This window comes from Variovorax sp. W1I1, assembly GCF_030815625.1.
Classification (GTDB): Bacteria; Pseudomonadota; Gammaproteobacteria; order Burkholderiales; family Burkholderiaceae_C; genus Variovorax; species Variovorax paradoxus_C.
Genome location: NZ_JAUSWZ010000001.1, coordinates 2,568,286 through 2,590,705 on the forward strand (window position 1 = coordinate 2,568,286; position 22,420 = coordinate 2,590,705).

Below are 22,420 nucleotides of genomic sequence, written 5' to 3' on the forward strand. Positions count from 1 at the left end.
CGCTCGAATCCGTGGACATCAGCGCCCGTTGATCAGCGGCGAAGCCGGCGCCACCGGCGGCGGGCGCTGCGGGTAGACCGAGGTGCCGAAGGTGTTGCCCATGCGGTGCCCGGTCGCCGCGCGGTTGAAGAGGCCGAGCTGGTTCGACGGCCGCTGCGTGATCGCCTCCGACGCCATGCCGGGCTGCGCATCGTCGGGTCCGCGCGGCGCGGCCTTGGGCTGCAGCTTCTGCGTGAGGCAGTCGTAGGAGGGCGTGCGCTCGCCGTTGACGGTGACTTCCACGCAGCTGTCCGCGCCGGCGTCTTTCACGCTTGCCGCATCCGTTCCCTGTGCCTGCGCTGCGGCTTCACCGCAGAGGATGCACACCAACGCAGCGGCAATGCCGTACAGGAATTTCATGCGGATGCGCGCCTCTCGTCGATCGCTTGGAGGGCGGCAGTTTATGGCGCGTGCAAGTCAACGGGAAGACGAGAAGACGGGAGGTCGCGTGGCGTGAAAACCAAACGTCACATGTCGGTCATCGGCGCCGGATAGTCTCGCCGCTGTACTCGCCGGCCCGCATGGCGGGTGGCCGCACTTCCCAGGACTTTCTCTCTCTCGCTGTTGATCTCCGCCACATGACACGTACTTCCGCATCGGGCGGTGCCCTGACACTGTCCTGGTGTTTCGTCGTGGCGTTGATGATGGCCGCACGCATGGCCGCCGCACAGGCCGCGGCCGATGGCGAACCCCTTCGATTCGACCTGCCGGCCCAGCCGCTGGAAATTTCCCTCTCTGTCTTCGGCCGCCTCACCGGGCACTCGGTGCTGGTGGCCAGCAACCTCACGGCCGGACGCGAAGCGGCGGCCGTGCAGGGCGACTTCGCACCGCGCGAAGCGCTGCAGCGCATGCTCGCGGGCAGCGGCCTCGCGGCCCGCTACATCGGCGCCGATGCCTTCACGCTCGTGCCCGTTCCTTCAGTACCGCCGTCTGCGCACGAGAGGGTCGGCGAGAACGTGCCAAAGGCCGATGCCGCCACCGGCCAGGCCGGATATGCCGGCGTGTTGCAGGCGTCGATCACGCGCGTGCTCTGCATCGCCCAGCCCGATGCCTTCGGCCGCTACCGCCTCGGCCTGCAACTCTGGATCGATGCCGCCGGGCTGGTGAACGAGGCGCGCCTGATCGAAGGCAGCGGCCTAGCGCAGCGCGATGCGCTCGTGCTCGCCACCCTGGGTTCGCTGCGGATGGATGCGCCGCCCCCGCCGGGCGTGGCGCAGCCCGTGACCATTCTCCTGACCCCGCGTGCCGACCCCGCGCGAGACTGCCGGCCCTGGCGCGCCGCGCGTGCCGGCTGAGCAGGGAACGACAACCGCCATGTCCGATTCGATCAAGGCCTCGCTGCGCGCGCTGTTCCTCGCGCGCTACGCCCAGTTCAGGAAGCACCTGCAGATTCGCCTGGGCTCGGAAGACCTGGCCAACGACGCGCTGCAGGAAGCGTATCTGCGCGTGGAGAGCGCCAACGTGCGCAGCGCGGTGCGCTTTCCTTCGGCGTACCTTTTTCGCATCGCGCTCAACGTCGCCGAAGACCAGCGCAAGAGCAATTCGCGGCTGCTGAGCGTCGGCGAGGTCGAGGCGCTCTACGACATGGCCGACGAGATGGCAGACCCGGCGCGCGGCGCCGAGGCCCGCAGCGAGCTGGAGGCGCTGGAGCGCGCGCTGGCCGAGCTGCCGCGCCGCCGCCGCGCCATCGTACTGGCCGCGCGCGTCGACGAGATGCCGCACAAGGACATTGCCGCGCGCTACGGCGTTTCGGCGCGCACGGTCGAGAAGGAATTGCGCGCGGGCCTGGAGCATTGCTGCGACAGATTGGGAAGAGATTTCATCCAGCGCTTCGGTCCCGGCGCCGGAAAACAGTCTGAGCGTGATGACAGCTGAGAAATCCGATCAACCTGCGGACGGCGAAGCCATGAAGACCCTGCAACGCGAGGCCGGGGCCTGGGTCGTGCGGCTTGGTTCGCACCAGGCGACCGAAGACGATGCACAGGCGTTCAAGCGTTGGTGCGCGCAGAGCCGCGCCCATGCGGATGCCTTCGTTCGGGCGCGCGAGGTGTGGCAGGCAATGGCGCCCGCCGCGCTGCGTGTGCGGCAGGACGAGCGACGGCACAGTGAGCAAAAGAGGGATGCGCGCCCGTCGCTCGCGGGCCGCCGCGCGTTCCTGGGCGGTGCGGTGGCCGCGTCGGTCGCCTACCTCGCGGTGCGGCCGCCGCTGCAGCTGTGGCCCTCCGTCACCGAGTGGGGCGCGGACTACCGCACCGCCACCGGCGAGCAGCGCGAGGTCGCCATGGCCGATGGCGTGGTGCTGCAGATGAACACACAGACCCGCATCAACGTGCTGCCTGGCTCCGACAGCGGCGAAGGCATCGAACTCCTGGCTGGCGAGGCCGAGATCGCGGCGCAGTCCTCTGTCTCGGCGCGCGTCACTGTCTCGGCGGCCGATGGCGTGGTGTCGGCGGTGCGCGCGCGCTTCAACATCCGGCACACCGACGGCGAGGTCTGCGTCACCTGCCTGGCCGGCGAGGTCGAAGTGGCCCGCGGTGCGCAGCGCGTGGCGCTCGACGAGGGCCGGCAGCTGCGCTACGGCGCGGCGGGCATGGGCACCGCGGTGCCGGTCGACACCGGCCCAGTCACGGCCTGGCGCCGGCGGCTGCTGGTGTTCGAGCAGGTGCCGCTTGCCGAGGTGGTGGCCGAGGTCAACCGCTACCGGCATGGCCGGCTCATCCTCACCAGCGAGGCGCTGGGCCGCAGCCTTGTGCAGGCGAGCTTTTCCATCGACCGGCTCGACGACGTGGCTTCGCTCGTGCGCGAGGCCTACGGCGCGGAGGTCACGCAACTGCCCGGCGGCATCGTGCTGCTCGGGCGGGCGAAGGCCTGAGCACCGGGCTTTCGTGAAGATTTTGTGACATGGTGCAGTCGCCCCGCACCCCGGCTGTCATAGCTCGGTAGACCACGGGCCGCCCGACTTCCGGGCGCGCTCCGCGGCATCGACTCGAGCAATGACACACGAACCCATGGAAGTCCGCATGCAACGCAGCAGCAGCACGGTGGCCCGGCGCAACACGAACTCTTCTTCCTTCTTTCCGAAGGCCCGGCTCACGCCGCTGGTGCATGCCATCGTGGCGATGCTGGCCGCCGCCGCGACGGCGCAGGGCGCGCATGCGCAAAGAGCCTTCAGCAGCGCGTGGATGGCGCAGAAGAACATGGTGCAGAACACCGCCGTCGCCACCGGCCGGCTGCCCAACGGCATGCCGGCCTCGGCGCTCACCAGCCCGCAGGCCCAGCAGCAGCGCGCGAGCGAGCAACTGCAGCGCTCCATCGGCAACCTGAATCTCGCCGCGCGCGGTATCGCGGCGCAGCAGGCCGCGCAGGAAGCCGCACGGCGCGCGGCGCTTGCGAACGGCACGGACGTGCCCGACGGCCTCGCCGAAGGCGGGCTGCGCGTGGACACCGCCAGCCTCTCGGCCGGCTGGGCCAACGCCAACGCGCCGGTGCAGACGCAGGAAGGCGGTCGCACGCAGGTGAGCGTCACGCAGACCGGCGAGCGCGCGATCCTGAACTGGGAGACCTTCAACGTCGGCCGCAACACCACGCTGAAATTCGAGCAGCAGCCCGGCTGGGCGGTGCTCAACCGCGTGAACGATCCGCTCGCGCGCCCCTCGCAGATCCAGGGCCGCATCCAGGCCGACGGCACGGTGATGGTGGTCAACCGCAACGGCATCGTGTTCAGCGGCAGCAGCCAAGTCGACACGCGCAACCTGCTCGCGGCGGCCGCGAACATTTCCGATGCGCAGTTCAACACGCACGGCATCTACAGCAACGGAACCACCGCGAGCTTCACCGGCGCGGGCGGGCGGGTGGAGGTCCAGGCGGGCGCGCGCATCGCCACGCGCGCGCCCGGCGCCTCCACCGAAGGCGGCGGCTATGTGCTGCTGCTGGGCAAGGAGGTGCACAACGCGGGCGACATCGCCACGCCCAAGGGCCAGGCCGCACTCGCGGCCGGCGACAGCTTCATCATCAGGAAGGGCGTGGGCACCGGCGGCAACCAGGGCTCCACCACCCGCGGCAACGAAGTCACGCCGCAGTTCGACACCGACAGCCTCGCGGGCAAGGTCGTCAACACCGGGCTGATCGTCGCGCGCGAAGGCGATGTGACGATGGCCGGGCGCGACGTGCAGCAGCGCGGCGTGGCGCTCGCCACCACCACGGTCAACGTGCGCGGCACCGTGCACCTCGATGCAGTGGACGCCGAGGGCCGGGCGGTCCTGGGGCAGGGCGCGACCACCGCCGTGGTGATCGACGCGGACGACCGGAGCACCGCACTGGACAGCCAGCGCGACGGCCTGCGCAGCTCGCCGACGGCCACCGCCGAGCAGACGCTCGTCGCGGTGCCCGACCGCCGCGACCAGTCGCGCATCGAGATACGAAGCGGCGGCACGGTCGACTTCGAAGGCGAGTCGCTCACGCTCGCGACCGGCGGCCAGATCGCCGTGGACGCGGCCCGGCGCAGCCTCGTGCGCGATGGCGCCCGGCTCGACGTCTCGGGTGCCGTGGGCGTGCGCATCGCGATGGAATCGAACAACGTCAAGATCAACGTCCAGGGCAACGAGCAGCGCGACGCGCCCGTCAACCGCGACGGCAAGGGCCTGAACAACAACGACCTGTGGATCGACCGGCGCAGCCTGGTCTTCGTGCCCAAGGGCACCAACGGCTACGCGAGCGACCGGTGGTACACGGCCGGCGGCCTGCTGGAGGTCGGCGGCTACCTCGGTACCGAGGGCCACACGGCCGGCGAATGGATGGCCCAGGGCGGCACGCTGCGCTTCGGCGGCGAGGACGTCGTGACCCAGGCCGGCTCCAGCATCAATCTCTCGGGCGGCACGCTGGACGTGCAGACCGGCTTCATCCGCCAGACCTGGCTCAAGGGCGCGGACGGCCGCCTGTACGAAGCCTCCAAAGCGCCGGGCGACCAGCGCTACGACGGCATCTACAGGGGCTTCGAGGACGCGCACCAACGCTGGGGCGAAAAAACCAAGGGGTACTTCTACAACCCGCTGATCGGGCCGCAGCGGCGCCTGGAGAGCGGCTACACAGTCGGGCGCGACGCCGGCAAGCTGGTCGTTGCCACCCGCGCCGCGGTGCTCGAGGGCGACATCGTGAGCGAAGCCTTCCAGGGCCCGCGCCAGACACAGGCACCGCAGGCCGCGCTGGACGGCTACAACCAGTCGCACGACGCGGTGGCCCAGCGCGGCCAGCTCGTCGTCGGCGATTACATGCCGACGCTCGACCGGCGCACGGGCGCCCTCTACCACGTGCTGAGCGCGGTGACGGACCAAGTGGCGCTCAAGGAGACGGACGAACGCATCGCGGCATCGCTGGACCTGGACACGGCCTTGCCCGCCGAGCGGACCGGCCGCGTCGTGCTCGACACGGCGCAGCTCAATGGCTTTGCGCTCGGCGGCGTGCGCGTCGCCGCGCTGAAGGGCATCGAGGTCGAGGGCGACCTGCGGGTGGCCTCGGGCGGCAACATCACGCTCTATGGCGACGACGTCGCGGTGCGCGCCAACCTCACCGCGCATGCCGGCAGCATCGCGCTGGGCAACGTGCTCGCGCAGACGGCCAGCACCGGCGTGGGCGACACCGTGGTGAACCCGAAGGACGCCGTGGGCAAGGTGACGCTGGCCGAAGGCGTGACGCTGGACGCGAGCGGCCTCTGGAGCAACCTGGAGCGCGATGCGACGGCGGACAACCTCGCGCATGCGAACGGCGGCAGCGTGTCCATCCGCGGCACCGGCGATGTGACCTTGCACCGTGGCAGCCTCATCGACGTCTCGTCGGGCGCGGTGCTGCAGCGCAACGGCAAGACCCTCGGCGGCCGGGGCGGCAAGGTGACGCTGGCGACCACGCAGAGCAAGGGCGAACTCCGTCTGGACCCGGGTGCGCAGCTGCGCGGTCATGGCGTGGCGGGCGGCGGCACGCTGGCGCTGCAGGCTGGCAGGGTGCTGGTTTCCGATCGACCGACGGACACCGAAACCGGCAGCGGTGCGCTCGTGCTTGGCGGCAATTTCTTCGACAAGGGCTTCTCCGCGTACGAGGTCACCGGCAGCCAGGGCTTGTTGGTGGCCGACGGCACGCAGGTCGAGGTGACGATGCCGGTCTACCGCTTCAGGGACAACGCGCGCGATGTGGCGACCGGCGGCGCCCCGGTGCAGGCGCTCGAACTGTGGACGCCACCTCTCTACCAGGAAGACGCGGTGAATGCCGTGCTCCTGCAACGCAAGGGCGCAAGCCTGAGCCTGCAGGCCGGCCGCAGCCTGGCCGCCGAAGTGGACCCGCAGGCGAGCCCGCTGGTCATCGGGCGCGGCGCGCGCATCGAGGTCGATCCGGGGCAGGCGATCGCGCTGCGCGGCGCAGGGCAGATCACCATCGACGGCATGCTGCTCGCGCACGGCGGCAGCATCGACGTGCGCCAGCAGCAGTACGGTTCGCTCGACGTGGCCGAGGTCACGCCGGTGGCGGACGGCAAGGTGCACGAGCGCTCGATCTGGATCGGCGACACCGCGGTGCTCGACGTGTCGGGCACCGCGCACACAGCCACCGACCTGCACGGGCGCAGCTACGGGCGTGTGGACCGCGGCGGCAGCATCGTGCTGGGCGGCGCGATCGACCACGACCGCGCGACGGCCACCTCGGCCGATGCCTACGTGATCGTGCGTCCGGGCGCGAAGCTCGACGCCTCGGGCGCGCAGGCCGTGCTGCACGTGCCGGGCCAGGGCGCCACCACCGTCGCCACCGACGGCGGGCGCATCTCGCTGAGTTCGTACCTCGGCCTGCACATCGACGGCTCGCTGCGCGCGGCGGCCGGCGGCGCGGGCGCCGCGGGCGGTTCGCTGGACATCGCGCTGGAGTCTCCGATGTACGACAGCACCGGCCTGGACCGGGCGCAGGACGCGGCGCTCGCGCCGCGCGAAATCACGGTGTCGCAACACCATGAAGCGACGCTGCCCGACGACCTGGCGCCCGGCCAGGCGAGCGAGGGCCTGCGCTACGGCAAGACCCGCCTTTCGGCCGACCGCCTCGGCGCCGGCGGCTTCGACAACCTCGCGCTGCTGGCGAACGGACAGCTCTCGTTCGACGGCGACGTGGCGCTGCGCATGGGGCAGAGCCTCAAGCTCATCGCGACTTCGCTGTCGCTCGCCGAAGGCTCGTCCGCATCGGCGCATGTGCAGCTGGCGGCGCCCTACGTCACACTCTCGGGCACCGGCAAGTACTACGAGACCAACGGCATGCTGCGGCCCCGCGCGCTGCACGGCATCACCACGCTGGACTCCGAGGCCGTGCTCTCGGTGCATGCCGGGCGGCTGCTCGACCTGGGCAACAGCCTCTCGATCGGCACCAAGGGCGCCTATGCCGAGCGCACCGAGTTCGCGCCGGTGCACGTCGAGCGCCGCGGCTTCCAGAAGGTCGAGCTGGCGAGCGATGGGGACATGCGCTTCTTGCTGCCCACCGACAACGAGCCGCGCTCGCGTTTCTGGACGCCGGGCGACCTCACGCTGGCGGCCGCGCAGCTTTATCCGGAAACCGGCGCCACCGCGCAGATCAACGCGGGCTACCGCACCGACGCGGAGTCGGGCCGCTCGGTGTTCGACCCCGAGCGCGTGCTGCGCATCGAACGCCGAGGCGACACGCCTGCGGGCGTTCCGTACTCGGCCTTCGGCACGCTGGAGATCGGCGCCGCCGTGATCGAGCAGGGCGGCGTGCTCCGCGCGCCGCTGGGCAGCCTCAAGATCGGCAGCGGCGGGCTGCAGGGCACCTCGCGGCTGGACCTGCTGCCGGGCAGCATCACCTCGGTGAGCGGGGCCGGCCTCGTGATGCCCTACGGCGGAACGACCGACGGCATCGACTACCGGTACGACGGTCGCACCGTCTCGCTGGTGGGCGCTGGCGGCATGAACACCAACGGCTATATGGTCGCGGGCATCGACCTCGCGTCGCAGCGGGTCGACGTGCAATCCGGCGCGGTGCTCGATCTTTCGGGCGGCGGCGAACTCGCCGGCGCGGGCTTCGTCTCGGGCCGCGGCGGCTCGACCGATGCGCGCTTCCATCCGCTCATGCAGGTGGGCGCCGACGGCCGCTTCTCGCTGCCCTCGCTGTCCACCAACGCGGTGTACGCCATCGTGCCCGGCGCGCAGCCGCTGGCCGCGCCGGCGGGCGGACCGGCCGGCGCGTCGCAGGCGGCGGCCGGCCGGCAGATCACCATCGGCGCCGGTGTGCCGGGGCTGCCCGCGGGCACCTACACGCTGCTGCCCTCGACCTACGCGCTGCTGCCGGGCGCCTTCCGCGTCGAGCTCAACGGCGCGCCCGGCAGCGGCTCGGGCATCGCGGGGGCGCAGGCGATGCGCAACGGCTCGTGGTCGGGCGCGGGCGTGCTGTCGGTGGCCGGCACGGGCCAGCGCGAGAGCCTCGCGAGCCAAGTGATCGTGACGCCGGCCGACGTGCTGCGCACCTACGCGCAATACAACGAAACGAGCTACGCCGATTTCGTGCGTGCCGACGCGGCGCGCCTGGGCGTGCCGCGCGCGATGCTGCCGGCGGACGCACGTTCGCTGGCCTTCAGCCTCGTGGCCGGCCGCGACGAGGTGGGCCTGAACTTCGAGGGCCTGGCCCGCTTCCAGGCCGCCGCCGGCGGCCTGGGCGGCACGGCCATGGTGCTGGGCGGCGACATCGAGGTGCTGGGCGCGGGGCAGGCGCATACGGCCGGCCACGAAGGCGTTTCGGTCCGCTCGGACACGCTCAACGCGCTGGGCGCCGACCGGCTGGTGCTCGGCGCGGTGCCCACCGTGGTCTACGGGCAGCAGGGCCGCTATGTCAGCTTCAGCACGCCGGCCCGGCGCGTCGCCTTGCGCGCGGGCGCGTCGCTGCAGGCGCCCGAGGTCTTCCTCGCGGGCCGCGACCTCGCCGTCGAAGCCGGCGCCGGCATCTCCACGCTGGGCCGTGGCGCGGCGATCTACGACTCGTCCGCCGGCTACGTCTATCAGCCCGGCGAAGCCAGCCTGCTGGCCGTCTCGAACGGCCGGCTCGACGTGCTGGCGCCCGCGGCCGCGGGCGAGGGCTCCATCCTGCTGGGCGTGTGCACGGCGTCGCTGTGCCAGGGCAGCAGCACCTTCTATTCGGAAGGCACGCTCACGGCGGCCACCAACGGCGCGTTCGAGCTGAACGAAGCGGCGCGCTACGGCACGCGCCACCTCGCTCTCGCGGTGGGCGGCGTGAACGCGGGCTCGGCCGCATCGCTCGCCGACGCAAAGGCGCGCGGCGTGCTCGCGAGCGGCCTCACGCTCACGCAGGACGTGCTGCAGCGCCTTTTGAACGGCGACACCAGCACCGGCGCGCCGGCGCTCGAATCGCTCACGCTCACGGCGCGCGACGCCATCAACTTCTACGGCAGCGTCACGCTCGACACCATCGATCCGGCCACGGGAAAATCGAAGCTCGACACGCTGGTGCTCGGCACGCCCGCGATCTACGGCCACGGTGCGGCCGGCGACGTGGCGACCATCCGGACCCGCAACCTGCTCTGGAGCGGCGCGACCCAGGCGCCCGGCGCGGTGATCACCGGCGGCGCGGGCACCGGCAGCGGCACGCTGGACATCCAGGCCGCGCGCATCGAGCTGGGCGACGCGCCCCACACCATCAGCAACGGGCAGGACGACGATGCGCGCCTTGCGCTCGGCTTCGCCACCGTGAAGCTGGGCGCGAGCGAGCGCCTCACGGCCAGCCGCAGGGGCAGCCTCGCGGTCCACCAGAGCCAGGGCGCGTACGAGGACGGCAAGGGCTACGCCTACAGCGGCGGCAACCTGGAGATTTCGACGCCGCTCATCACCGGGGATGCCGGCGCGATCGCCCGCATCGTCGCCGGCGGCACCTTGCGCATCTGCGCGCCCGAGGGCCGCCGCTACGACGCGTCGGCCGCCCAGGGCCTCCAGGCCCTGGGCGCGGACCTGTCGTTCAGCGCCGGCAGCATCGTGCTGGACACGGCCGTCGTGCTGCCCAGCGGCAAGCTCACGATGACCGCGCAGGACGACATCGCACTGGCCGACGGCGCCTTCGTCGACGTCGGCGGCCGCAAGCTCGCCTTCAACGATGTCGACAAGTTCAGCTGGGGCGGCGACATCGGCCTGGAGAGCCACGCGGGCAGCATCCGCCAGGCGGCCGGCGCGACCATCGACCTCGCGGCCGAGGGCAACCGCGCGGGGACGCTCAAGGCGGTGGCGCTCGGCGCGTCGGCCGGCGTGGTCGACCTGCAGGGCCGCATCCTCGGCGCGAGCAGCGGCCGCTACGACGCGGGCGGCACGCTGGTGCCGTTCAAGGCGGGCAGCGTGGACATCCGCGCGCAGCGCCTGGGCGAGAGAGGCACACCGAGCGAGCAGTTCGCCGCGCTCAACCAGCGCCTGAACGAAGGCGCGGTGTTCGGCGCGCGCAGTTTCCAGCTCAAGCAGGGCGACCTCACCATCGGCGACGGCCTGAAGGCCGGAGAGATCAGCGTGTCGGTGGACCACGGCAGCCTCACGGTGCAAGGCACCATCGACGCGAGCGGCGAGCGCGTGGGCAGCATCCGCCTAGCAGGCCGGAACGGCCTGACCATCGGCGGCAATGCGCTGCTGGATGCGCACGGCACGGTGCTGCGCGTGGACAGCCACGGCCGGATCATCGATGCGCCCAACCGCGCGATCGTCGAACTGAACGGCGGCGACGGCGTGCTCACTCTCGCGGGCGGCGCACGCATCGACCTGCGCCACGGCACCGCTGCCACTGTCGGCAACCAGCCGGGGCAGCACGACGGCCAGAAGCGCGGCACGCTCGACCTGTACGCGGCACGCACCGGCGAGACCAGCGGCGACATCCGCATCGACGCCAGCGGCAGCCTGACCATCGACGGCGCGCGCACCATCGCGCTCAACGCCGTCTGGCGCTACGACGACACCGACCCGCTGGCCATCGTCCGGGACGGGCTGGATTCGGTGAGCGGCCGCCCGTACCGCGAGATCAACCAGGCCTACATGGACGCCAAGCACGCGCAGAGCGTGAAGTTCATCGACGCCGCGCTCGCCAACGGCGCGCTGCTCAACGGCAAGCTGGCCGGCCTGAACAACGCCGCCTATGCCGATGCATTGCACCTGCGCCCGGGCGTGGAGATCGCGACCGACAAGGACCTGGTGGTGCAGGGCGACGTCGATCTGTCGGGCTACCGCTATGCCAGTCTGAACGCGCGCACGCAGAAGACGGGGGTGTACGGCTCCGGCGAAGCGGGCAGCCTGGTGCTGCGTGCCGCGGGCAACATGGACGTCTACGGCAGCATCAACGACGGCTTCGCACCGCCGCCGCTCACGCCCGAGGAAGACGGCTGGGCGCTGGTGCCGGGCGTGCAGCCCTACAACGGCGACCTGGTATTGCCGATCGGCGGCGTTCGCGTGGCCGAGGGCACCGCGTTCCCGTCGGGCGCGACGCTCAACTACGACCTGCCGATGCAGGCGCTGACGCTGGGCGAGGCGGTGCGCCTGCCGGCCGCCGCCACGCTGGCGCAGCCTCTCACCCTGGCCGCGGGCACCGTGCTGGCAGCCGACGTGCGCGACGCCTCGGGCGCGCTGCTGCATGCGCGCGGCACCTTGCTCAAGGAGGCGGTCGTGCTGGCCGCGGGCACGCAACTGGGCGCGGGCACGCCGCTGCCCAAGGGCGCCGCGCTGCAGGCCATGGTCTGGCCCAAGGGCGTGCCGCTGCCGGTGGCCTTCGAGAACGATGTCCTGCGCAGGACCGTGCTGCTCGGCGGCGCGCTCGACCTGCAGCGCGGCGCGCTCATTCCCTCAACCACCAAGGTCGTGCTCGAGAAAGGCGTGGGCTTCATCGAACTGCGCCCGGCCAGCGACGGCACGCGCGGCCGCAACTGGGCGCTGGCGCCGATGCTGCCAGCGGGAAGCGAGTCGTGGTCGGTACGCCTGGTGGCCGGTGCCGACCTGGACGCGGCCGACACCCGCATCGCGATGGCTGGTGCCGGCAACCTGCGCTTCGCCGACACCCACTATGGCGCAACCGTCACCAAGGGCGGCGGCACGCTGGTCTGGGCGGAGAACAACAACTGGGGCATGCCCGCGGGACAGCCGGTGACCCCCGAGGAGGAGGCGCTGTGCCCGCTCATCGACCCGAGCGACTGCGTGAGCAAGACGGGCGTGGTGTGGGCGCCTGACAACGTGTTCGGCGAGCCCGCGGGAGCCCCGGTCCCCGACGAGTACCTGGTGCTCTGCGAGATCATTTCCGGGTCGTGCATCGACTACGGCTCCGCGATCAATGTGCTCACCGCGCACGGCCAGTCGCTGAGCGTGGTGCGCACCGGCACCGGCGACTTGGACCTCATCGCCTCGGGCGACGTGGACGTGCGCTCGCTCTACGGCATCTACACCGCCGGCACGCAGTCGGCGGGCGTCGATCCGCGCTTCGACCAGGCGCGCGGCACCGCGCCGGGTGCGACCAGCGTGCTCGGCAAGGGCGGCACCGGCTACGAATCGCTGGTGGCGGGCGACGGCCGCTCCTACCACGCGTGGTTCCCCGAGGCCGGCGGCAACCTCACGGTGCGCGCGGGCGGCGACATCACGGGCGACATGCTCGCGTCCACGAACAACGACCCGGTGCAGCAGTCCAGCGTGCTGGTGGGCAACTGGCTCTGGCGCCAGGGCGACGGCAGCGCGCAGTTGCCGACCGCGTGGTGGATCAACTTCGGCAGCTACGCGGTGAACCCGGCGGGCGTGCTGGGGGCCGACGTCAAGCCCTCGCTGGTGGGCTTCACCGGCTTCGGCACGCTCGGCGGCGGCAACGTGCGGCTGGAGGCGGGCGGCAACGCCGGCATGCTGGCGCGCAAGGGCACGGCGCGCAGCCAGGGGCTGGTGGTGGCGGTCGGCAGCACCGGCCGCGTGGCCAGCGACGGCAGCCTCGTGCTCACCGGCGGCGGCGACATCGACGTGCGCATCGGCGGCGGCATCAACAGCTCGCAGCAGGCGCGCGGCAACGCCAACAGCAGGGACATTCCGAACCACGACCTGCAAGGCGCGCTGGTGAACCTGCGCGGTGCCACGCAATTGAGCGCGGCGTCCGTGGGCGGCATGATCCTGGGCGGGCGCGACCTGAAGGACCCGCGCGCCTTCGACCCCTTCGCCTCGAACCGCGCCGAATCGACCGGCGGCCTCGTGCTGGTTCCCGGCGACTCGACCATCCGCATCGACACGCTGGGCGACCTGGTGCTGGGCGGCGCGGCCGACCCGGGCCGCGTGCCGATGCTCAACAGCTCGCCCTTCGGTGCGCAGAGCGGCGGCGGATTGAGCTGGTTCTCGCTGTGGACCGGACGCACCGCCATCGACCTGTTCTCGGCCGGCGGCAGCCTCACGCCGAGCACCCAGATGAGCGAGGGCACGCAGAACAGCCTGGTCAACGGCACCAACGTCGCGCCCACCGACTTCCGCTTCGTCTACCCGTCGATCCTGCGTGTGGTGGCCGCGGGCGGCAGCATCTACAGCGGTGCCGCGGCCAATGCGGCGAGCGACAGCACCAACGAGTACACGTCGCGCACCTCGCTGCTGCTGGCGCCGTCCCGCAGCGGCCAGCTCGAACTGCTCGCGGGCGATTCGATGTACATGGGCGGCTACGCCATCAACCAGTCAGGCGCCGATCCCGCGCAGATGCCCGGGCCGCTGAACCCGGCGTTCGCCGGCTTCGAGGGCAACACGCGCGTGGCCAGCAACCTGGGCACCAGCGGCCTGGAGATGAACGCGCGCACCGATCCGTTCCGCCTGTTCGCCTTCGTGCCAGAGACCTATGCGGGCGCGCCGGGCGGCGCGCCGCGCACGCCCGCGCGCTTCTATGCAATGGCCGGCGACATCGTTGGCCTGCGCAGCGGGGAGATCCTGGCGCGCCGCGATGGCGCCACCTGGTACGAGGCGGCTGCGCCGGCCTGGGTGATGGCCGGGCGCGACATCGTGAGTGCGGGCACGGCGCTCGGCGTGCCGACCCCCGTGAGCCTGGGCATCGGCTCGAACAACGAGGCGACATCCACCGGCAACCTGGCGGTCCACGGCCATGCGCAGGACGTCTCGCGCATGGTCGCCGGCCGCGACATCCTCTACAGCAGCTTCAACGTCGCCGGCCCCGGCACGCTGGAGGTGAGCGCGGGCCGCAACATCGTGATGGAAGACCGCGCGGCCGTCGTGAGCCTGGGCCCGGTGACCGCAGGCGACAAGCGGCCCGGCGCGGGCATAGCGATGATGGCCGGCATGGGCGCGCAGGGCGCCGACTACGCCGGCTTCCTTGCGCGCTACCTCGACGCGGCCAATCGCGCGCAGGCCGGCACGCCGCTGGCCGACCAGCCCGGCAAGGTCGTGAAGACCTACGAGGCCGAGTTGCTCGCGTGGCTCGCCGACAAGGACAACGGCCTGGGCTTCAACGGCACGGCGGACGAGGCACAGGCCTTCTTCGACGCGCTACCGGCCGCGCAGCAGCGCGTGTTTGCGCGGCAGGTGTACTTCGCCGAACTCAAGGCCGGCGGACGCGAATACAACGACACCGACGGCGCGCGTTTCGGCAGCTACCTGCGCGGGCGCAATGCCATCGCGGCGCTGTTCCCCGAGGCCGATGCCGCGGGCAAGCCGGTCAGCTACCGCGGCGACATCACGATGTACGGCGCGGCCGGCGTCAACACGCGGTTCGGCGGCGGCATCCAGATGCTGACCCCGGGGGGCGCGCAGGTGTTCGGCATCGAAGGCGGTGCGCCGGTGGCCAGGGGTGGCGTCACGCCGGGGGTCATCACGCAGGGCGAGGGCGATATCGCGCTGTATTCGCTGGGCAGCATCCTGCTGGGCCAGAGCCGGATCATGACGACCTTCGGCGGCCACATCATGGGCTGGTCGGCCGAGGGCGACATCAACGCCGGCCGGGGATCGAAGACCACCGTGGTCTACACGCCGCCCAAGCGCGAGTACGACGCGTGGGGCAACGTGACGCTCTCATCGGACGTGCCGAGCACCGGCGCGGGCATCGCGACGCTCGCGCCGATTCCCGAAGTGCCGGCGGGCGACATCGACCTGGTCGCGCCGCTGGGCACCATCGATGCGGGCGAAGCCGGCATCCGCGTGTCGGGCAATGTGAACCTGGCGGCGCTGCAGGTGGTGAACGCGGCCAACATCGCGGTCAAGGGCGAGTCGGTGGGCCTGCCGGCCATCGCCGCGGTGAACGTCGGCGCGCTGACCGGCGCGAGCGCCGCGGCATCGCAGGCGGCCTCGGCCGCGCAGGACGCGCTGCAGCGCGAGCGCAGCGCGCAACGCCAGGCGCTGCCTTCGGTGTTCACCGTGCGCGTGCTCGGCTTCGGCAACGAGGCCGAGGGCGGCGGCGACAGCTCGGCGCCCAAAGCGCGCGAACCGCACGCGGGCTACGACCCGCAGGGTGTGGTGCAGGTGCTGGGCACCGGCACGCTCACGGCCGAGCAGATGCAGTCGCTCACGCCGCGGGAGCAACGCGGCCTGAAGCAGTAGGCGGGCAGGGCTCGCGCTCCGCGCCAAAAGATCGCGGCCAAAGACCGCGCCAAAAGAAGAAGGGCCTCCCGCGCGGAGGCCCTTCTTCTTAAGCGCGCAAAACCGTCCGCCGCGATTTCTTGATGAAGTTTTCGTGACAAACGACAGTCGCCGCGCGCGCTGCACGTCTAGATATCCGTACGCAGCAGCGACATGAAGGCTCTCCATCATGAACACGCTGCCCCGCGAGCTTCATCCTTGAGAACCGAGCTGTAAATGCATGACATGAAGAAGAAAGGCCCACCGGTGCGCTGGAGAGCGGTGTGGCTGGCCACGATGGCGATGGGTGCGCAGGGCGCGGCCTTCGCGCAGGCGCCTGCGGCAGAACCTGCACCAGCTACACCGGCCGCGGTGGCTGCAACCGCGCCGGAACCCGCGCGCAAGGTCGACATCAACGAATACATCGTGCGCGGCAACACCGTGCTGGACGCACGCGCCATCGAGAAAGCCGTCACGCCGTTCCTCGGCCCCGAGCGCACGCTGAAAGACGTGGAGGGCGCGCGCGACGCACTGCTCGCGGCCTACCAGGCGGCGGGCTATCAGTCGGTGTACGTCGACCTGCCCGAGCAGCAGGTGACGCAGGGCGTCGTGTTCCTGCAGGTGAACGAAACGCGCGTGGGCCGGGTGCGCGTGGTGGGCGCCGAATACAACTCGCCGCTCGACGTGCGCGACCAGGTGCCCGCGCTGAAGGAGGGCGGCGTGCCGAATTTCAACAATGCGCAGTCCGAGCTCTCCGCGCTCAACCGCGGCCCCAAGCGGCAGGTGATGCCGCTGGTGCGCCAGGGCAGCATGCCCGGCACGATGGACGTGGACCTCAAGGTCGAGGACGCGAGCCCGTGGCGCGCGAGCGTCGGCCTCAACAACGACTACAGCGCCGACACGCGCAAGCTGCGCGCCACCGCTTCGCTCGGGCACGACAACCTCTGGCAACTGGGCCACAGCGCCTCCATCAGCTTCTTCGGCGCGCCGCAGGACCTGAGCCAGACCAAGGTGATCTCGGCTTCCTATACCGCGCCTTTCGCGGGCACCAACTGGAGCGTGGAGGCCAACGCCTTCGTGTCCGACAGCAACGTGGCGACCGTGGGCGGCACCGACGTGCTGGGCAAGGGCAATTCCTTCGGGCTGAAGGCGACCTACACCGTGCCCAACGCCGGCAACTGGTGGCATGCGTTCAGCTTCGGCATCGACTTCAAGAACAACAAGGAGGCGCTGACGCTCAAGGGCAGCGGCGACACCGTGCCGCTGAAGTACGCGCCGATCACGCTCTCGTACTCGGGCTTCCGCCAGACCGAGAAGGGCCAGTACGGCGTGGGCGTCTCGCTGGTGGTGGGCACGAGCAGTTCGTTCAAGTACGGCAGCGACGAGGTCGAGTTCGACTACAAGCGCTACAAGTCCACGCCGCGCTTCATGCTGCTGAAGACCGACCTCAACGGCACGCACAGCTTCGACGGCGGCTCGCAGCTTTCTTTCCGCTTCAACGGGCAACTGGCCGACTCCGCGCTGGTGTCGAGCGAGCAGATTGCCGCGGGCGGCATGAACTCGGTGCGCGGCTATCTCTCGGCCGAGGCCACCGGCGACTACGGCGTGGTGGGCTCGGTGGAACTGCGCAGCAAGCCGCTGACGTACCTGGGCAGCGCGGTCGAGAACTGGCGCGTCTATGCCTTCGCCGATGCGGCGCGACTGCGCCTCAAAAACCCGCTTGCCGAACAGAACGACCGCTTCTCGCTGTACTCGCTGGGCGTCGGCACCAGCTTCAAGGTCGGGCAGTACCTGGCCGGCCGCGTCGACATCGGCTACCCGCTCACGGACGGACCGCGTACGAAGAAGCACGACCCGCGGGTGAATTTCAGCCTCACCGCGAACTACTGATCCATCCGCGCAGCACCCCGTTTTCATCTTTCATTTTTTCTCACGAGTTTTCCGGAGACCCCTGTCATGCGACGAATTCTTCTCATCGTTCTCACGCTGCTGAGCACGCTCCTGCCGGGCCTGGCGCATGCCTGGTGGCAGGCCGAGTGGTCCTACCGCAAGCCCGTCACCATCGACGGCGGTCCGCAGGCGGGCGCCATCGGCAGCGATGCCGGGCGCGTGCCGGTGCTGGTGCGCCTGCACACAGGCAACTTCAAGTTCGAAGGCGTGAGCGAGACCGGCGCCGACCTGCGCTTCGTCGCGGCCGACGACAAGACGGTGCTCAACCACCAGATCGAGCAGTTCGATCCGCTGCTGGGCATGGCGCTCATCTGGGTCGACGTGCCCAACGTCTCGGCCGGCACGCCGACGAAGCTGTGGATGTACTACGGCAACCCGAAGGCGCCCGCCTCGGGCAACGGCCAACGCAGCTTCGACCCCGACTACACGCTGGTCTATCACTTCGCCGAAGGTGCGGTGCCGCCGCGCGACACCACGGCCTACGGCAACAACGGCCAGACCCCGGCGGTGCCGGTCGAAGGCACCGTCATCGGCAAGGGCGCGCAATTGGGCACCGGCCCGCTGATGCTGCCCGCCACGCCGTCGCTCGCGGTGCAGGCCGGCGGTGCGCTCACTTTCTCGGCATGGGTGAAGCCCGATCAGCTCGGTGCGCGCCAGGCGATCTATGCGCGCCGCGACGGCGCGGGCGAACTCGTGGTCGGCATCGACCAGGGCGTGCCCTTCGTGCAGGTCAACGGCCAGCGCAGCGCGCCGGGCCAGCCGGTGCAGGCCGGCCAGTGGTCGCACATCGCGGTGAGGGCCGAGGGCGAGAACGTGGCGCTGTATGTGGGCGGGCGTCCCGCGGTGTCGCTCGCGGCGAAGCTGCCGGCGCTGAACACGGCGGCCGCCATCGGTGCCGATGCGCCGGCCGGTGCGCCTGCCGCACAGGGCGCGCAAGCCGCTGCCGCCTTCGCACCGTTCACCGGCGCCATCGACGAAGTGCGCTTGTCGAAGGTCGCGCGCGCCGATGCATTGCTGCTGGCCGATGCCGTGTCGCAGGGCGCCGAGTCGCGCCTCACCGCCTTCGGTGCCGACGAGCAGCAGGCCGGCAAGAGCCACTTCGGCTTCATCCTCGCCGCGATGCCGCTGGATGCGTGGGTCGTCGTGGGCCTGCTGGGCCTGATGATGGTGCTGTCGTGGGCCATCATGATCGGCAAGGGCCGCAGCTACGGCGCCACCTCGCGCGCCAACGGCATCTTCATCGAGCACTTCCGCGAAGCCGCGGGCGCGCCGCTCGACCGCCTGGCAGTGAGCAACAGCGTGCCCGAATACGTGCGCGCCGATTCGTCGCTGTGGCGCCTGTACGAAGTGGCGATCGACGAGATGCGCCGCCGCCATGACCGCGGCTACGACCTGAGCGCCGTGTCGACCGCGACCATCGGCGCGATCCGCGCGGCCATGGACGGCGTGATGGTGCGCGAGACCGAGCGCATGTCCAAGCGCATGAACTGGCTCTCGACCACCATCGAAGGCGCGCCCTACGTGGGCCTCTTCGGCACGGTGATCGGGATCATGCTGGTGTTCGTCGTCGCGGCCATGGCCGGTGCGGTGGACATCAACTCGGTGGCCCCCGGCATGGCCGCTGCGCTGCTGTGTACCGCGGCGGGCCTGGGCGTCGCGATTCCGGCGCTCTTTGGCTACAACTGGCTCGCCTCGCGCTCGGACGCCATCGGCGCCGACATGGCGGTGTTCGTCGACGAGTTCGTCACGCGCCTGGCGGAAGAGCAGGGCGAAGGCCGCTCGGTGCCGCATGCCGTGGCCAAGCGCGCCTGAGAACGAACGCACGCCATGGCAAACACCGCAGCCAAGTTCGGCACCCGCAAGCGCGCGGGCGGCATCAACATCACGCCCTTCGTGGACGTGCTGCTGGTGGTGCTGGTGATCTTCATCCTCACCAGCAACGCCAGCATTCCGGGCATCAAGGTCGACCTGCCGAAGGCCAGCGCCTCGGTGGCGCTGGAAAAGCCCAAGACCAAGGCCATCACCATCGACAACGCGGGCAACGTGTTCCTCGATGCCTATCCGGTCACGCTGCCGGAACTGGAGGAGCGCCTTCGCACCGAGAAGGCGCTGTCGCCCGACTTTCCCGTGATCGTGCGCGGCGACGCCAGCGTGCAGTACGCGAAGGTGGTCGACGTGCTCGACCTGCTGCGCCGCATCGAGCTGAACCAGATCGGCCTCGTGACCGGCAAGCAGAAGTGAGGAGCCGCGCGTGAAACCTCGCGATCCGACTCTTGCTTTCGCGCACGCGCACGCGGGCGGGAAGGGAAGGCCGAAAGGGCTGTGGCGCCAATGGGGCGGCGTGGCCATCGGGCTGGCGATCTTCGCCGCGCTGGTGGGGCTGGTGTGGCATCTGCTGAACGACACCGCGAGCACCAAGCGCGTGGTGGCCGACGCGCCGATGCTGATGCTGCCGCCGCCACCCCCGCCGCCACCGCCGCCCGAGCCCGAAAAACTGCCGGAGCCCGAGCCGGAAAAGATCAAGCCGGTGACCGAGCCGGAGCCCAAGCCCCTTGAGCCGCTGGAGCCGCCGAAGGACGACACGCCGCCCAGTCCCTCGAAGGATCTGGGCGACCCGGTGACCATGGACAGCGCCGGCCAGGCCGGCAACGACGCCTTCGGCATCCAGGCCGGCAGCGGCGGCGGCATGAGCGGTACCGGTGCCGGAGGCGGCCTGGGCAGCGGCTCGTATGCGCGCTACGTATCGAGCCTGCTGCAGCAGGCGCTGTCGCGCGATCCGCGCACCCGCCAGCTGGTGTTCGAGGACATCCAGATCGACCTGTGGCTCGGCGCCGACGGCAAGACCACCCGCGTGCAGCTGGTGCGCGGCACCGGCGCGAGCGAGACCGACGACGCAGTGCTCGCCATGTTGCGCGCGCTTGACCGCGTAGACGAGAAGCCGCCGGCCTCGTTGCGCTTTCCGATGCGCGTGTCCATGAAGGGGCGCCGCCCATGACCACCGATGCCCGACGCGCCTTGACCGACCCGACCCATTCAATCCTGTGAACGAAGCGATGAACCATCTTCAAAACATCTCGCGCCGGGGCGCCATGCCGACCCTGCACCAATGCGCGCTCGCGGCGGCCGTGGCCTCCGTGTTCGCCTTCGCGGCCGGCAACGCCGCAGCCCAGGCCGCACCTGCGTCAGGCGAGACCGCCATGGTCAAGCTGATCCGCGGCCTCATCCAGAGCGGCACGCTCGCCAAGGACGTGGGCGAGGCGTTGCTCGCGCAGGCCCAGACCGAGGCCCTCGCGGCGCAGCAGGCGCAACGCATGCCGGCGGCCACCACCGCGGCCTCTGCCAGCGTGGTCGGCGGCGTGCGGCTGGAGGCGGGCGACGTGCGCGTGCCCTATATCTCGCAGACCGTGCGCGACCAGATTCGCGACGAGGTCAAGGCCCAGGTCATGGCGCAGGCCAAGGACGAGGGCTGGGCCGCGCCCAACGAAACGCCCGAGTGGAGCAAGCGCATCCGCGTGGAAGGCGATGTTCGCGTGCGCAACGAATCGCGCAGCTACGCGAGCAACAACAGCAACATCGAGATCAACTGGGCCGAGCTCAACAAGGGCAGCGGCTACGACGTCAACCAGAACACCAACATCGCGCTGCCTTCGATCCTGAACACGCTCAAGAGCCGCCGCAACGTGTTCCGCGCCCGCGCGCGGCTGGGTGTGTTCGCCGATCTCTCCGAGAACACCAAGGCCGGCGTGCGCCTGGCCTCGGGCAGCGACGAGAGCCCGGTCTCGACCACGCAGACGCTGGGCGGTGGCCTCAGCAAGAAGAGCGTATGGCTCGACCAGATGTGGATCTCGCACAAGCCGGTCGACTGGCTCACGGTGACGGCGGGCCGCTTCGGCAACCCGTTCATGTCGAGCGACGTGCTGTTCTCGAACGACCTCAACTTCGACGGCATTGCCGCGCAGTTCGAGAAGAAGCTCGCCTCCAATCGCGACCTCACGCTGTTCGGCACGCTTGGCCTCATTCCGCTCGAATACTCCTCGGACAACGCGCCCAGCCGCGCCCAGGCCGAGTTCAAGGCCAAGAGCGAGAACAAGTGGCTGCTCGGCGCGCAGGTGGGCGCCGATTGGAAGATCGACGAGGACAACCGCCTGCGCGGCGCGCTCGCGTACTACAACTTCCGCAACATCAGCGGCAAGGTCTCCGAGCCCTGCGCGCTGTACGCGGGCGCCGACGGCTGCAGCACCGACTGGTCACGCCCGGCTTTCATGCAGAAGGGCAACACGCTCATGCTGCTGCGCGACATCGCGCTCGATCCGCTCAACCCGGCCGGCACGCCGCAGCCGCAGTACGTGGGCCTGGCCTCGCAGTTCCGCCTGATCGACCTGAACCTGCGCTGGGACACGCAGGTGGCGGGCAACAACCTGCGCCTGGATGCGAACTTCGTGCGCAACACCGCCTACGACGCCAAGGACATCTGGCGGCGCGCGGGCGTGCGCGGCACCATCCTCAACAACTTCGGGCCCACCGGCGGTACCAGCCAGGCGGACTTCAAGAGCGGCGGCAACGCCTACATGCTGCAGGCCACCTACGGCAAGCCGGCACCGGCTGCGCGCGGCGACTGGAACGTGCTGGCGGGCTACAAGCGCATCGAGCCCGATGCGCTGCCGGACGGATACAACGACTCGACCTTCCACGGCGGCGGCACCAATGCGCGCGGCTACTTCCTGGGCGGCTCGTACGCGATCGACAAGAACATGTGGTTCACCGGCCGCTGGCTCTCGACCCGCGAGGTGTTCGGGCAGCCGCTGTCGATCGACACCCTGCAGCTCGAGTTCAATGCGCGTTTCTAAGGGGGT

General features: G+C 70.6%; 10 protein-coding genes. 9 read left to right on the forward strand and 1 reads right to left on the reverse strand.

What is annotated here, in order from left to right:
- Positions 1-18: 18 nt before the first annotated feature.
- Positions 19-399, reverse strand: coding sequence for a hypothetical protein (locus QFZ83_RS12110; protein WP_307506545.1), 381 nt, complete (start codon positions 397-399; stop codon positions 19-21).
- 218 nt (positions 400-617) lie between these two features.
- Between QFZ83_RS12110 and QFZ83_RS12115 the strand changes: the two genes are divergently transcribed.
- From QFZ83_RS12115 to QFZ83_RS12155, 9 genes are all read left to right on the forward strand, one after another.
- Positions 618-1,334 carry a secretin and TonB N-terminal domain-containing protein gene (locus QFZ83_RS12115; RefSeq protein WP_307506547.1) on the forward strand — a complete coding sequence of 239 codons (717 nt, stop codon included), beginning with the start codon at positions 618-620 and terminating at the stop codon, positions 1,332-1,334.
- A 19-nt stretch (positions 1,335-1,353) separates the two neighbouring features.
- Positions 1,354-1,914, forward strand: coding sequence for an RNA polymerase sigma factor (locus QFZ83_RS12120; RefSeq protein WP_307506550.1), 561 nt, complete (start codon positions 1,354-1,356; stop codon positions 1,912-1,914).
- Positions 1,915-1,945: 31 nt separating this feature from the next.
- Positions 1,946-2,911, forward strand: a complete 966-nt coding sequence (locus QFZ83_RS12125) for a FecR domain-containing protein (RefSeq protein ID WP_307506553.1) — start codon at positions 1,946-1,948, stop codon at positions 2,909-2,911.
- Positions 2,912-3,059: 148 nt separating this feature from the next.
- A complete protein-coding gene (locus tag QFZ83_RS12130; RefSeq protein WP_307506556.1) occupies positions 3,060-15,599 on the forward strand; it encodes a filamentous haemagglutinin family protein in 12,540 nt (4,179 codons plus the stop codon).
- A 264-nt stretch (positions 15,600-15,863) separates the two neighbouring features.
- Positions 15,864-17,507, forward strand: coding sequence for a ShlB/FhaC/HecB family hemolysin secretion/activation protein (locus tag QFZ83_RS12135; RefSeq protein WP_307506559.1), 1,644 nt, complete (start codon positions 15,864-15,866; stop codon positions 17,505-17,507).
- Between the two features lie 66 nt (positions 17,508-17,573).
- Complete coding sequence (locus QFZ83_RS12140; protein WP_307506561.1) at positions 17,574-19,379, forward strand: DUF2341 domain-containing protein; 1,806 nt, start codon at positions 17,574-17,576, stop codon at positions 19,377-19,379.
- Between the two features lie 15 nt (positions 19,380-19,394).
- Positions 19,395-19,808: a biopolymer transporter ExbD gene (locus QFZ83_RS12145; protein WP_258352369.1), complete on the forward strand. Its 414-nt coding sequence runs from the start codon at positions 19,395-19,397 to the stop codon at positions 19,806-19,808.
- A gap of 10 nt (positions 19,809-19,818) precedes the next feature.
- Positions 19,819-20,562 carry a hypothetical protein gene (locus QFZ83_RS12150; protein ID WP_307506566.1) on the forward strand — a complete coding sequence of 248 codons (744 nt, stop codon included), beginning with the start codon at positions 19,819-19,821 and terminating at the stop codon, positions 20,560-20,562.
- Between the two features lie 58 nt (positions 20,563-20,620).
- Entirely contained in the window at positions 20,621-22,414 is a 1,794-nt protein-coding gene (locus tag QFZ83_RS12155) for a putative porin (protein ID WP_307506569.1), read from the forward strand.
- The last annotated feature ends 6 nt before the right edge of the window (positions 22,415-22,420 follow it).

What these genes read in the sequence shown, in the direction of transcription:
- QFZ83_RS12120 (WP_307506550.1), top strand. Translation starts at nt 1,354, where the DNA reads ATGTCCGATTCGATCAAGGCCTCGCTGCGCGCGCTGTTCCTCGCGCGC.
- QFZ83_RS12115 (WP_307506547.1), top strand. Translation starts at nt 618, where the DNA reads ATGACACGTACTTCCGCATCGGGCGGTGCCCTGACACTGTCCTGGTGT.
- QFZ83_RS12110 (WP_307506545.1), bottom strand. Translation starts at nt 399, where the DNA reads ATGAAATTCCTGTACGGCATTGCCGCTGCGTTGGTGTGCATCCTCTGC.
- QFZ83_RS12135 (WP_307506559.1), top strand. Translation starts at nt 15,864, where the DNA reads ATGAAGAAGAAAGGCCCACCGGTGCGCTGGAGAGCGGTGTGGCTGGCC.
- QFZ83_RS12130 (WP_307506556.1), top strand. Translation starts at nt 3,060, where the DNA reads ATGCAACGCAGCAGCAGCACGGTGGCCCGGCGCAACACGAACTCTTCT.
- QFZ83_RS12140 (WP_307506561.1), top strand. Translation starts at nt 17,574, where the DNA reads ATGCGACGAATTCTTCTCATCGTTCTCACGCTGCTGAGCACGCTCCTG.
- QFZ83_RS12155 (WP_307506569.1), top strand. Translation starts at nt 20,621, where the DNA reads ATGAACCATCTTCAAAACATCTCGCGCCGGGGCGCCATGCCGACCCTG.
- QFZ83_RS12125 (WP_307506553.1), top strand. Translation starts at nt 1,946, where the DNA reads ATGAAGACCCTGCAACGCGAGGCCGGGGCCTGGGTCGTGCGGCTTGGT.
- QFZ83_RS12145 (WP_258352369.1), top strand. Translation starts at nt 19,395, where the DNA reads ATGGCAAACACCGCAGCCAAGTTCGGCACCCGCAAGCGCGCGGGCGGC.